General features: G+C 69.2%; 9 protein-coding genes. 5 read left to right on the top strand and 4 right to left on the bottom strand.

Annotated features, from left to right (window positions below):
* Nucleotides 1-206: 206 nt before the first annotated feature.
* Nucleotides 207-2627, bottom strand: coding sequence for a helicase-related protein (locus D7X12_RS31310; protein ID WP_120628909.1), 2421 nt, complete (start codon nt 2625-2627; stop codon nt 207-209).
* 107 nt (nt 2628-2734) lie between these two features.
* Between D7X12_RS31310 and D7X12_RS42575 the strand changes: the two genes are divergently transcribed.
* The gene (locus D7X12_RS42575) at nt 2735-3043 is read left to right on the top strand and encodes a hypothetical protein (protein ID WP_147443856.1); all 309 of its coding nucleotides are present in this window, start codon (nt 2735-2737) and stop codon (nt 3041-3043) included.
* A gap of 24 nt (nt 3044-3067) precedes the next feature.
* Here the strand turns inward: D7X12_RS42575 and D7X12_RS31300 are convergent, their stop codons facing one another.
* A complete protein-coding gene (locus D7X12_RS31300; protein ID WP_120628907.1) occupies nt 3068-4786 on the bottom strand; it encodes a B12-binding domain-containing radical SAM protein in 1719 nt (572 codons plus the stop codon).
* A gap of 151 nt (nt 4787-4937) precedes the next feature.
* On the opposite strand from D7X12_RS31300, the gene D7X12_RS31295 reads away from it, so the two are divergent.
* From D7X12_RS31295 to D7X12_RS31280, 4 genes are all read left to right on the top strand, one after another.
* The gene (locus D7X12_RS31295) at nt 4938-6623 is read left to right on the top strand and encodes a delta-60 repeat domain-containing protein (RefSeq protein ID WP_158620154.1); all 1686 of its coding nucleotides are present in this window, start codon (nt 4938-4940) and stop codon (nt 6621-6623) included.
* A gap of 41 nt (nt 6624-6664) precedes the next feature.
* The gene (locus tag D7X12_RS31290; RefSeq protein ID WP_244224885.1) at nt 6665-7975 is read left to right on the top strand and encodes a DUF4082 domain-containing protein; all 1311 of its coding nucleotides are present in this window, start codon (nt 6665-6667) and stop codon (nt 7973-7975) included.
* Nucleotides 7976-8719: 744 nt separating this feature from the next.
* A complete protein-coding gene (locus D7X12_RS31285) occupies nt 8720-9370 on the top strand; it encodes a matrixin family metalloprotease (RefSeq protein WP_120628906.1) in 651 nt (216 codons plus the stop codon).
* A 152-nt stretch (nt 9371-9522) separates the two neighbouring features.
* The gene (locus tag D7X12_RS31280) at nt 9523-10998 is read left to right on the top strand and encodes a DNRLRE domain-containing protein (RefSeq protein WP_158620153.1); all 1476 of its coding nucleotides are present in this window, start codon (nt 9523-9525) and stop codon (nt 10996-10998) included.
* A gap of 26 nt (nt 10999-11024) precedes the next feature.
* Here D7X12_RS31280 and D7X12_RS31275 read toward each other — a convergent pair whose 3' ends face one another.
* A complete protein-coding gene (locus D7X12_RS31275; RefSeq protein ID WP_120628904.1) occupies nt 11025-12665 on the bottom strand; it encodes a glycoside hydrolase family 43 protein in 1641 nt (546 codons plus the stop codon).
* A 75-nt stretch (nt 12666-12740) separates the two neighbouring features.
* Nucleotides 12741-13397, bottom strand: coding sequence for a hydrolase (locus tag D7X12_RS31270; protein WP_120628903.1), 657 nt, complete (start codon nt 13395-13397; stop codon nt 12741-12743).
* Between the last annotated feature and the right edge of the window lie 17 nt (nt 13398-13414).

Raw genomic sequence — 13414 nt, 5'->3', positions numbered from 1 at the left:
GGCGGGGGGCTCTGGGGGCGCGCCAGGAGCGGTCGAGATGCGCGGGTTCATCCGCGGCCCCAACGCAATGCATGTGCCAGAGGGTGCGACGAGGGCGGTTCACGGCCACTCCCTCGGGACGCGCGCGCGTCGGGGCGCGCGCCGTCCGCCATTGCGATGGATCCACCCCCCACAGTGTGGGGCGCATCCCCCCCTGACTCCGCGCTTCAGCCCTCTCCGCTCTGGGGCGTCGGGTGCGCGGCAGCGCGAGGAGGCTGCCCATGGGAGCCGCTCGGGGCCGCCGCTGGCGCCTTTCCCCGGCGCCGACGCCGCCGTCGCTTCGCCGGATCACCGCCGGCCTGTCCCCCGAGTGCTCGCAGCACCCGCGCGCGGACACCGCTCTCCAACTGCAGCTCCTGCATGAGCGCATGCACCTGCCGGGCTCCGTGCGGGTGGCGCAGCGACTCGCTGATCCGCTCCACCAGGTCGATGCGCAACGCCACGGTCCCGAGCACCTCGTAGCCAAAGGCTCGTGCATTTCCAGCGCCGGGCCCCGACACATCCAGCACGGGTTCCTGCGGAACACCCTTGGGGGCCGGCCGCTGCTGGAACAGCGCCGTCAGCATGCAGCGCCGCGCCAGCGCCTGCGGGGCGAGCGCTTCGGCGACGTAGACGAAGCGCTGTCCCTCGCGGACGCCCAGCGCCTTCAATCGCTCCCGCTCCTCCGCGTCCAGGAGGCCCCACTGCTCGCGCGCCTCGCCCTGGGAGATGATCCCCAGCCCCTCGGCCAGACGGTAGGCAAGGCCCCGCATCGCGCCGGAGCGACCCGCGCCGGTGAGGGACTCGGAGGGAAAGCCTCCCATGGCCTCGGTGACGAGGTCCCTCGCGAGCGCCACCAGGCGGCGTTCAACCTGTCGCCGCGCGCCCCCGGTCCAGACCTCCGGCTCCGCGAGCGCGATCTGCGGCGAGCGCCGGTCCTTCCCGCGCACCAGCCGGGCCAGCGGCTGTCCTTCGAACGAGATGTTGCCGGACGCGTCCACCTCGAAGGTCTCATGCGTCGCGTCGACGACGCGCTGGACGAACTGCTCCTCCGTCATCAGGCCGCCGTCCGCGCCGGACGTCTCCCCCAACAGCTGCCCCAGCTTGGCGAAGGGGCTGTCGGAGGTGGCGGCAGTGGCCGTGGTGGTGGCCCGTACGAAGCGGCGCGCACTCCTCCGCGCGGCGCGCTGGACGAAGCGCTCCACGAGCCGCTCATGCAGGGCATCCCCCAGCGCGTCCTCGATGTGACGGGTGCGCTCCTGCCATTGCTCGGCGTCGTGCAGCCAGCTGGAGCGATGGCTGATGTACGTCCAGATGCGGATGGCGGCCAGCCGGTCCATCAGCGTGTGGATGTCTCCGGAGACGTCATCGAGCGGGGACACCTGCCGCGACATCCAGTCCTGATCCAGCTTCCCGTCGCCCGCGGTGAGCTGGAGGAAGGTCTCCCGCAGCAGCGAGACGTGCAGCCCGAAGAGGCCCTTGCGGAAGTCGGGGACCTGGCAGACCTGCCACAGCAGCTCGACCCGGGCGCGGTCGGTGGCCACCTCCCGGATGGCGGGCACGAGCGCGAGCTTGCTGAGCGCATCGTAGTCGTCCGCGCGCTCCACCCGGACGAAGGCGTTGTGGCGCGGCGCCTGCGACAGCGACTCCAGCAGGGCATCCGGGTGGGAGAAGTCGAGCGCGGGGTTGCGCCAGATGAGGCTGCGCACCGCCGGGAAGCGGTGCGACTCGATGGCGGACACGACCCGTGGGGACAGCTCCGGCAGCGTGTTGAGGGTCCCGAAGCTGCCGTCGTTCAGGTGGCGCCCCGCGCGGCCCGCGATCTGCGCCAGTTCGTCCGGGAAGAGGTCGCGCTGCTCCGCGCCGTCGAACTTGGAGAGCCCCGCGAAGGCGACGTGGTTGAGGTCGAGGTTCAACCCCATGCCGATGGCGTCGGTGGCCACGAGGTACTGGACCTCGCCGGATTGATACATCGCCACCTGGGCATTGCGTGTCCTGGGGGAGAGCGCACCCAGCACCACGGCCACTCCGCCCCGGAGGCGGCGCAGCGTTTCAGCCAATTCGTACACGCGGTCCGCGGAGAACGCGACCACGGCCGAGCGCGGAGGCAGGCTCTTCAGCGAGCGATGCCCGGTGAAGCGGAGCTGGGACAGCCGCGTGGCGCGCTTCACGGAGGCGTGGGGGATGAGCGCCTGGACCATGGGCCGCATCGTGTCCGCGCCCAGGAACCACGTCTCCCGGCGTCCGCGCGCGTGGAGCAACCGGTCCGTGAAGACGTGTCCGCGCTCACGGTGCGCGGCGAGCTGGATCTCATCCACCGCGAGGAAGTCGACGGGCTTGTCCGTCGGCATCGCCTCCACGGTGCAGATCCAGTAGTCGGGGCGGGGAGGGATGCGCTTCTCCTCGCCCGTCATCAGGGCGACCCGGCCTTCGCCCACCCGGGCGGTCACCCGGTCGTAGACCTCACGGGCAAGCAGGCGCAGGGGCAGGCCCATCATGCCCGTGTCGTGCTCCAGCATGCGTTCGATGGCACGGTAGGTCTTCCCCGTGTTCGTCGGCCCCAGCTCCGCCACGACGACCGATGACCGGTGGGATGGGCTGGAGTTCATGGGCGCAGTTTAACCCCGGGCACGTCCCTCCGCCCCCAGGTCTGGACCCCAGGAGTGCCCCGGCGGTGGATTCCATTCACCGCAGGCCCTGCGGTACATAGCCGTCCATGCGATCCTACCTTCGTGCGCTTGTCCTCCTCGCTGCCGCCACTGGCTGTGCCACCGTCAGCAAACAGACGTATGCGAACCTCTCCGCGGGGGAAATTGGCTGCCCTGTCGAAGAGGTGGCGATCTCCGGGGAGAAGACCTCGTATGGCCTTGGCGAAGAGGTGCAGCCCTGGACCGCCGAATGCCGCGGGCACCGGTTCATCTGCAGCGCCGCGGGCCAGTCCGTGAGCTGCAAGGAAGAGCTGAAGACGGTCGAGGCGCCGGCGGCGGCACCGGCGGCCGCACAAGCCGCGGAGGGGCCGCAGTAGCGTTGTCCTTCGGCTTCCGCCGCCCTACGCCGGCTGGAGGAAGCGTCCGTCCACGAGGTGGTCGATGACCTCGCGCGCGGACTGTGGGTCCAGCCGCGCCTTCGTCCCCAGCTGCGTCACGGCGCTGGCGACGGTGGTGGGGCGCTCGAAGGCGGCCAGGGCGGCCAGGAGGATGGCGCCGTCCTCGCCTTGCGAGAGCGTGGGGTCGGAGAACTTGCGCGGGCTGACCGACGGCGTGCAGGGCAGGGTGATGCCATCCACCGAGCGCACGACGGTCACCGGCTCCTGCGCCACCTTCGCGGGCGCGCGGTGGCTCCCCAGCCAGTCCCCCAGCGTGAACTGCTGCGTCCAGGGGGCGGTGTTCTTCAGCCGCGTGCGTCCATGGATGGCGAGGTTCTTCCGCGCGTCCCGGTGCTCCCACGCCATCGCGTCCACGCGGTCGGAGGTGCGCTGCACTGCTGCTTCCAGCTCCGTGTCGCGGAAGCGGATCATCGGCACGGACACGTCACCGGGCTCGCGCCGCTCGAAGTAGTCGAGGAACTCCGTGAACGTCTTCGCTTCGGTGATCATGTCGAACCGCGCGGGATGTTCCGTGACGAGCGCGCCGGGTTGCGATTCGAGCCGCTGGTAGCCCACCACGCAGTCCAGTCCGATGACGCGCTCCACCAGCCGCAGCTCCTCCGCGAGCGTCGCCTTGCTCGCGAACGGGAGGCCGCCGATGCCTGAAACTTCGATGTCCAGGTTCGGATGGCGGCGGCAGGCGTCGATGATCTCCAGCAGCTCCGAGTCCTTCGCGCACGGCTTGAGCAGGCCGCGCCCCATCTGCTCCAGGCGCTGCTGTTCGGAGAAGCAGCCGATGTCGAGCACCATGTAGACGCGCTTGAACGTTCGCGCCAACGCGTCGATGAGCCCCAGCCGGGGCACGCCCCAGAGGAAGTACGTGCAGCAGTGGTGGGAGAGATCCACCCCCGCCCAGGTGCTGCTCAGGAACTCCGCCGTGCTGCCCGCGAAGTCGTAGCGCATCTGCCAGGTGTTGCTGGCGATCTCCTGGTGGTCCCGGCGCACGCTCTCCTCGGAGCGCAGGAAGGGCTTCGCGCGCCCGAAGGCCGCCTTCTGGTTTCCGCGCGCGCCGCCGCAATAGAGGCAGTTCTCGCCGCACCCCTTGCCGGGCGCGACCCAGCCGGAGAAGGAGTGCAGGTCCATCTGGCTCAGGAACAGCTCGTTGAAGTGCGAGTAGTAGATGTCCTCGGTGTTCTTGGCGCCCTGCACGTACGCCAGCGGCAGCCTCCGGGGACGTCCGTCAGGGTCGCGCGTCACGCAGTTGGGCGGGGAGGGGTCGCCCTGGCAGAGGGCCAGCAGCGGCAGCTCGCCGTCGCCCAGCACGATGTGGTCGATGCAGTCGAAGGCGTTCAGCTCCCGCCACCAGTACGACGCGGAGTTGCCGCCCACGACGATGCGGATGGAGGGATCGATCTTGCGCAGGGTCCGCGCGATGAGGAGCGCGCGGTCCACGTGGTGGAACCACTTGAGGCTGATGCCCACCAGCTTCGGGCGCACGCGGGCGACGAGGCGCTCGAACGAGCGCATCACCTCTGCGTTGGTCTCATCGCCGTCGTACAGGCGCACGAAGGCTTCGATGCCGCCGCGCCGCAGGTAGCTCGCCAGGTAGAGGATGCCGCACGTGGCTTCACCCGTTCCGGCGCCGACAAGGAGGACTGGCGACAGGTCACGACCGCTGCGCATGGGACGGGCACTCCGGGCTTTGCAAGACGGCGTCAGGGTAGACCATCCCCGAGGGCGGTCGGCGCGGAATCGTGGCCTGGGGGAAGCCTGCACGCCCGGAGGGCAGGGTTGTGACACGATGCGGGCCCCTGGAACTGGAAGGGAGCGCGCGATGCGATGCGGGACGAGGGTGGGCGCCACGTTGCTCGCGCTGCTGTTGAGCGGTGCGGTCTTCGCGGCGGAGGAAGAGGAGATCTGGTCGCCGTACGATCGGTTCACCGCCCCGAATGAAGACTGCGACCTCATGGCCATCGTGCCCACGCCGAAGAAGGCCTGGCTGGTGGGGCACACCTGCAACCGGCTGAACGGCGAGCCCGTGGGCAGCCTCGTGGTCATCGACCCCCTGGGGAAGCGCGACACGTCGCCAGCCTCCGTGGCGCTCGAAGCCGCGTCGGACAAGGACCGGATGAAGGAGCTGGTGCAGCTGCTCGCCGTGCCATCCGGGGGCTACATCGCGACGTACCAATCCCGCGACGCGGAGGCTCCCACGGGCAATAGCGGGCCCGCGAGCGTGGCCCATGTCCTCGTGCGCCACACGGCGGCGGGCGCCCGGGCCGAAGCCTTCAACACCAAGGTCCGGCAGGCGCTCCTCAAGACGGTCGGCCCCCAATCCTTCATCATCACCGCGGAGGTGGACGCGAAGTCGCGACTCATCGTCGCGGCGTCGACGCCGGATGAGGCCTACCTGAAGGAGGTGCCGCTGTGGCTGCTGCGCTTCACCCCCGACGGCGCCGTCGAGCGCACCGTGCGCTTCGATTCCCTCCTGAAGAACCTCAACATGGGCTGGTACGTGCTGAACCAGGTCCGCGTGCGCGCCGATGGGGGCCTCTTCGTCAGCGGGCGGTTCATCGTGGAGAACAACAGCGCCCAGATCCCGGTGCTCGCGCTGGGGCCGAACTGGAAGCCGGATCCACGCTTCAACACGCCGTTGATCGACTGGCTGTTGAAGGGCACGGAGGACCTCGAGCTGAGCCTCATCTCTCCGGGACGTGACGGCTCGGTCGTCGGAATCGGAGAGTTCTCCGGCGGCGGGGTGACCGCGCACGTCGTACGGCTGACGCGCCAGGGGCGGCTGGATGCTTCCTTCAAGCCCTTCCAGCAGCCGGGTGAATACCCCCAGGGGCGCTTCATGATCGTGCCGGAGCTGGGCCTGGGACCGGACGGGACGCTCGTCCTGGCACAGAACAACATCCCCTCGTTCGAACCGCCCCAGGGGCCCTGGCTCGCTCCGGGACTGGTCCGCTTGAAGGAGGACGGCTCGGTGGATGCCCGGTTCCAGTCAGGGCTGGGCAAGGGGCTGCGCTATCGCAAGGCGGCGGTGGGGGCGAAGCCGGATTCGAATGAGTCCGGCTTCCTCCGGCTGGTGGCGGCGCTGCCGGATGGTTCGGTGGTGGTGAATGGTTACTTCGACGAGTTCGATGGCAGGAAGGTGACCCCGCCGATCCGGCTCGCGGCCGACGGCAAGCTCGTGGAGGGCTTCCAGGGGCGCTTCGAGACGGTCCTCCCGAAGAGGCCGCAGGCCCCCAACGCGACGACGAGCGCGTTCTTCAAGGCGGATGGCGAGTCGCACTTCGTCGAGTGCAGCATTCCGGGGGGCGGCACGCAGACGTACATCTACTGGCTCCAGGGCGACAGCTGGGGGCACAAGCCGTCGTGCGCGGTCCACACCTCCGGGAGCGTCGCCTCGCCCGGAGGCGCCTGGCAGCACTGTGATGCGCGGGCCCGCAAGGCCCTGGCGCGTGGCGGCACGTGTGTCGAGACGAAGCACGATCCGCTGGACCTGCGCCGTCGTCGCTGACCGCCCCTGGCCGTTGGTAGTCCTGCCCCCGGAGAGTCCCCATGCGCCTGCCGCATCCCGTCGCCTCGCTCCTGGCCGTCCTGTTCGTGGTCGTCCTTCCCCGCTGCGCGCCACCGGAGCCCGCCGAGGGCGCCGCGCCGCTGGCCACGGCCACCCAGCCGCTCACGCCGGGAGGCGGGCTGCGCTTCATGACGTACAACATCAAGCACGGCGAATTGAGCAGCCTGGAGGCCATCGCCAGCGTCATCCAGGGGCAGGCGCCGGACCTCGTCGCGCTCCAGGAGGTGGATGTCCTCACCAACAGGTCCGGCAAGGTGGATCAGGCCGCGCGCCTGGGGCAGCTCACGGGCCTGAACTTCGCGTTCGTGCCTTCGCTGACCAGCTTTGACGGCGGGCAGTACGGCCTCGCGCTGCTGTCGCGCTACCCCATCCGGTCCGCGCAGCGCATCCCGCTGCGCTCCGCCGCCGAGCAGCGCATCCTCGCGCTGGTGGAGGTGGAGTTGGACGCGTCGCACGTCGTGCCCGTGGCCATCACCCACTTCGGCACCACCGGCGCCACCGAGAGGCTGAACCAGGCCGACGACGTCAACGCGGCGCTGGCGGGCAGGCCGTGGGCGCTGCTCGGGGGCGACCTCAATGCCACGCCTTCCGAGTCCAGCATCACGCGGCTGAAGACGCTGCTCTCCGACGCGTGGACGCGCGGCGGCTCCGGCAACGGCTACACGCAGGACGCGAGCTTCCCCACGCGCCGCATCGACTACGTGATGCTCGGTTCGGCGTGGACGTCGCCCGTGACGGCGGCCGTCGTGGGGGCTTCGTCGCAGTCCGACCACCGGCCGGTGGTGACCACGCTCATCCTCCCGTGGAGCCAGACGCTCTTCGGCGACCGCGTGCCCGCCAACACGGTGGAGGAGGCGGACACGCGCGCCGTGGAACTGGGCATGCGCTTTCGCAGCAACGTCGCCGGCACGGTCCAGGCGCTGCGCTTCTACCGGGGCACGGGCAACGCCAATGGCTACACCGCGCGACTCTGGAGCAGCACCGGCACGCTGCTGGCCCAGGTGGTCGTGCGGGACGGCCGCATCCCGGGCTGGCAGGAGGCACCGCTGCCCACGCCCGTGGCGCTCAGCGCGAACACGCTCTACGTGGTCTCGTACCACACGTCGAACGGCCTCTTCGCGCGGGACGTCTCCGGCCTCGCGAGCACCGTCACCAGCGGCAACCTGACGGCCCCCTCCAGCGCGAGCGTGGGCGGCAACGGCGTCTTCGCCTATGGCAGCGGCGGCTTCCCCGCGAGCAGCTACAAGGACACGAACTACTGGGTGGACGTCCGGTTCGCGCCGTCGCCCTGAGGGCCCGGCCTGAAAGCGAAACGGGCCCCCGCGATGACTCCGCGTGGGCCCGCTCCGTCGTGGGTCAACGGGTCCTTCGAATGGCAGGTCGTGCAGGAGGAGTAGGGGTGGCCCTGAGCAACGACACACATTCATTGCGGTATGGGTGTCTGGAGATTTCCACCTGAATGCAATCGCTTGTGGTTGGGGCAAGGACTTTCTGGGAGAGCCGGCATCCCTGGCGAAGCCGAAGCCTGGGGAAGTAGATTCTCTTGGAGGTCGAGCGGCATGGCTGCTCGCGGCAGGAGTGCCCCGTTCCCTATGCGTGTCATCCCGGAGTTCCGGTCCGCCCGTCAAGGGCCTGTCCCTTCATCGCGAGTTGCTCGCATCTGTGCTGCGCTGTTTGGAGCGGGGGCGCTTGCCTTGTTGTGGCAACCGCTGGGATGTGTGGGATCGCGGAGAATGGGCCCTGATGCGGTCCGCCATTCAGGCATGGGTCGCGAGGGGGAAAAGCGCCTGATTCCACTGTGCTACAGCCCTTGCGAGAATCACTGGGAGGACGGTGGCGGATATCTCTGTCACTGCCCGCCAGGGTTTGACGGGGGCCTTCCCGAAGAACCACCTCCAGCCTCGCAGGCTTTGCGGGCGAACGATGGCAGTGTCGTTGTCACCCTGGGCCTCCGCGGGCGGGCGCATCAAGGCGTCCGAGGTTGCCGGCCACGCTGATCGGGCGTCTACGCCGTCACGGGTGGACCGACGGGCCGGGTGCTCGTGCAGGGCGGCTTCGTGCAGGGCGCGGAGTCGCCGGAGCACGGCGCCGCCCTCAAGGACTTCGTCGGCAAGCCGGTCAACGCGCTGTTCGAGCGGGCTCAGAGCCGCGCGAGCGCCGTCGCGTACGTGAGCCCCTCCGAGCGCCCGGCGCCGATGCTGAAGGAGGCCCCCCGCGGACCGACCGCCCAGAGCTGGTGCGGGGTTCCGGTGTTTGGTTACAGGTGGTGCCGCAATCCCGCGAACGTCACCTTCACGGACTTCACGACCACCCGCTGGCCCGTCGGCGATGCGATGAACGCGTGGATGTATACGAGCGTGTCCAACAGCCTGTATCTCCACTGGCGTGGCAGCGGCAGCTCCGACGTCATGGTCTACGAGAACTGGTACGGCAACAATGGCTGGCTGGCGTACACCTGGAACTACGCCTCGGGCGGTTGCATGACCGGCAGCATCGTCAACATGAACAACACGTTCCACGCGGGCGCGTACCACGCGAAGAGCGTCTCCGTTCATGAGATTGGACACACGCTCGGCATCGCCCACCACTGGGATTGCAACTCCATCATGTATTCGAGCCCCACCGTGTGTGGCAGCGCTGTCACGTCCTGCGACGCGCAGGTGGCGGCGGAGCTGTACCGCTACTGAGCCCGCCGTCAGGAACCTGTCTTCCATCTCAAAACTCGACTAAGCAGCGAACCCTGTCTCCTGGAGGGGAACACATGTCGCTGTCACGTCAGGGAAGGCGGCCGCTCTGGCCACGGGTCTTGGGAGTGTGCGCGCTCGCGGGAGCTGTCGCGTTGGGCGCTGGAGCCGGGTGCTCGGGTCCGGAGGAGGCGCATCCGGATCCGGCGCCGGCAGCGGTGGTGGAGGCGCTGGCCAACCCGGTGACGGCGACGTTCCGGGAGGGCGTGAACGGGTACGCGGGGACGCGGGACATCTCCCTCTCGGAGAACGCGCCCACCGCCAGCCCCGGTGGCGCCGTGACGCTGTACGCGGACGGGGACGAGCCCGCCGGCAGTGGCAAGGACGCCTCGCTGCTCCTGCGGTGGGACCTCGGCTCCATCCCGAGCGGGAGCACCCTCCAGTCGGTGACGCTCACGGTGCGCGTCACCAACGCCACCAACCACGCGTACGCGCTCCAGGCCCTCACGCGGGAGTGGGAGGAGGGCGCCGCCACCTGGCAGCGGGCCACCGGCACGACGAGCTGGGAGGTGGCGGGCGCGAAGGGTGCGACGGACCGGAACACCACGGCGCTGGGCTCGCTCCAGGCGAGCGCGGTGGGGACGTACACCGTGACGCTCAACGCCGCGGGCATCGCGCGCGTGCAGCAGTGGGTGGACGCGCCCGCGTCCAACTTCGGCTTCATCCTCGCGAGCACCAGCAACACGGACGGGCTGGACCTGGCCTCCAGCGAGGCGGCCACCGTCGCGGACCGGCCGCAGCTCTCCGTGACGTACCTGCCTGCGGGCACCGTGGGCGACCCGGTGCTGCTGGCCGCGGGCGACATCGGGAACTGCAACACGACGCAGGACACCGCCACGGGCAACCTGCTGGACGGGCTGCCGGGCACCATCGCGCTCCTGGGCGACATCGCCTACCAGAGCGGCACGACGACGGAGTTCAACAACTGCTTCGCCCCGGCGTGGGGCCGCCACAAGGCGCGCATGAAGCCCAGCCCGGGCAACCACGAGTACAACACCTCCGGCGCGACGGGTTACTACGGCTACTTCGGCGCGCAGGCCGGGGACCCCACCCAGGGCTACTACAGCTACGACCTGGGGGACTGGCACATCGTGGTGCTCAACAGCAACTGCACCGCGGTGGGCGGGTGCGCCGCCGGCTCCGCGCAGGAGACGTGGCTGCGGCAGGACCTGGCCGCCAACCCGCGCACCTGCACGCTGGCCTACTGGCACCACCCGCGCTTCAGCTCGGGCAGCCACGGCAATGACTCCATCGTGCAGCCGCTGTGGAAGGCGCTCGACGACGCGGGCGCCGACCTCATCCTCACCGGGCATGACCACAACTACGAGCGCTGGAAGCCGCAGACGGCCACCGGCACCGCCACCGCGAACGGCATCGTCCAGTTCGTCGTCGGCACGGGCGGCACGTCCCTGCGCGCCTTCACCTCCACGCAGCCCGCCAACAGCGCCCTGCGCAATGCCAGCACCTGGGGCGTGCTGAAGCTCACCCTGCACCCCAGCAGCTATGACTGGGAGTTCGTCCCCATCGCGGGCCAGACGTTCACCGACAAGGGCACCGGCGCCTGCCACTGAGGCAGGCGCCAGGAGGCCGCGCGGCTTCAGGGGATGACGATCCGGGAGTGCATGCTCCGGCCGTCATAGGCCGCGGCGCCGCAGCGGGCGCGGGACCAGTCGCCGTTCACGGCGGAGCAGATGCGGAAGGCCTGGATGTTGGACGGAGGCACGTTGATGCCAGGGGTGTCGCAGCGCCCCTGGTAGCTCCACGCGAGGCTCTTGTTCACGGCGTTGACGCCGATGCAGGGGCCAATCCACGCGCCGGTGTCCCGCCGCTGCACGTCGATGGAGTACTGCGCGGCGGTCTCCTCCTCGCTCCACTCCAGGTCCACGAACGGCGTGTAGCCGCCCGGCAGGGTGAGCGCGACGTCGTCGGAGATGCCGTCATAGGGCGTCTCCACGAAGGCGCCCCAGGCGTTGTTGATGGCGTAGAAGATGCGGAAGGCAGCGATGTCGCCCTTCGTCACCACGCGGTCTCCCGCGCTGCGGCACACGCCGTCGAAGACGGTCTTGTTGGACTGCCCCAGGAGCGCCACGGAGTTGCACGGGCCAATGACAGACCCATCGCGCAGGACGACGTCCAGCGAGTAGCTGTAGCCGGCCAGCTTGTTCCAGCGGAGGTTCACCTGGTTGAGTGACGTCATCGCGCCGTCGGACTTGAAGGTGACGCGCTGCCGGTACGTGCTGCGCGAGGTGAGGTTGCCCGCGGTGTCGAAGGCGCCGACGTGGAAGATGTTGAAGTACTCCCCCCGGCGCTCGACGATGGCGTTGTGGCCGTGGCTCTGCACCAGCCGGCCGGCGGAGTTCTTGAGCGGCTGGGAGAGCCGCCGCACCGCGCGCGCCCGCGTGAGCTGGGGAATGGAGTCTCCCATCACGTAATACATGGCGTACTGGCTGTTGTACCAGCCGCCGCTGAAGAGCATGTAGTAGAGGCCATTGCGCTTGAAGACTTCAGGCGCCTCGTTGATGCCCTCCTCATGGGCAGGCGTCGCGAACACGGCCGGCCCCAGGTGGTTGTAGACGGTGCCGGGGGCGGCGGTGTTGAACGACGCGATGTTGTTGCCCCGGTCGAACCACACATAGAAGAACCAGCGGGCCGCCGTGTCGTTGAACGTGGCCGAGTCGATGCGGATGTTCCGGTTGCAGCCCTGCGGCAGGCACCCCGTAGCGGTGGAGGTGCGCGGCCACGTCGTGTTGGCATGAATGGGCTGGGGCGCGCCGAAGTTGAAGTTCAGGTCCGGCGCGGTGGCGACGAAGGTCGTCACGTCCTGCCCGGCCGGTGGACACGCCGCGCCATTGGGAACGCGGTGCGCGGAGAAGTGGAGCTGGTAGGCGCCGTTGGACTTGTTGAGGTCCGGCGCCCACAGGAAGCAGTAGTCGTACGTGGGGTCGGCCTGCGACGGGTTGTAGTCGCGCTTGAACCGGAACGTCGCCAGGTCGTTCGACTCGTAGATGGGCAGCAGCCACCCGTTGCCCGTGCCCGACAGGAAGAACAGGTCGTCGTTCTCCTTGTAGACGTCCGGATCCGCCAGCCCCGGCACCAGCAGCGTCCGCGCATTGTCGTCGACCAGCTCCTGTTGCCGCGGCGTGGGCGTGGGCGCCGGCTCGGAACCCGGCTCACCCCCACACCCGACGAGCGCTGCGCACAGCGTGGACCCCAACAGGACGACACGAACGGGCTTCATGGTTTCCTCCCTGGAAATCTTAAAAAATTAGAATTCCAGATTAACCAGGAAGGAGGCAAGCGCGTTGCCCGTGTCTCAGGTCGACTTGGGCGTGTTGAGCAGCTGCTGCTCCCAGACGAAGCTGGTGCCGACGTTGCCCATGTGGTCGACGAGCATCTGCGCCAGGCCGGGCACGGTGTCCGTGCGGGCCCAGTCGCGCTGCAGCTCGGAGGCGAACACGGTCCAGGTGATGGGCACGGCGCCGGCCTGCACCATGCGCTGGACGGCCACCTCGTGCGCCTCCACGGACACGCCGCCCGACGCGTCGGTGACGATGTAGACCTCGTAGCCCTCGCCGAGCGCCTGAATCGTCGGCATGGCCAGGCAGATCTCCGTCCACAGCGCGGCCATCACGATCTTCTTCTTGCCGGACTTCTTGACCCACTCGACGACGCGCGCGTCCTCCCACGTGTTGATGAAGGTGCGGTTGATGGGCTTCTGCTCGGGGAAGACGTCCTGCAACTGCTTGAGCAGGAGGCCGCCGCGCTCCTCGAGCACCGTGGTCAGCAGCGTGGGCACCTTGAAGAGCTTCGCTGCGCGGGCCAGGCCGACGACGTTGTTGATGACCGTCTGCGTGTCGTGGCTGCGCACGCCCGCGAACTGGAACGGCTGGTGGTCGATGAGGATCATCACGCAGTTGTCGGGGGTGAGCAGCGCGTTGAGGCCGATCTTGGGGTTCTGGGGGGCGTTCATGGTGGGGACTCCTGGGG

Source organism: Corallococcus sicarius, assembly GCF_003611735.1.
GTDB classification, from domain to species: domain Bacteria; phylum Myxococcota; class Myxococcia; order Myxococcales; family Myxococcaceae; genus Corallococcus; species Corallococcus sicarius.
The sequence above is the reverse complement of the archived record's forward strand: the minus strand, read 5'-3'. Positions and strand labels throughout refer to the sequence as shown.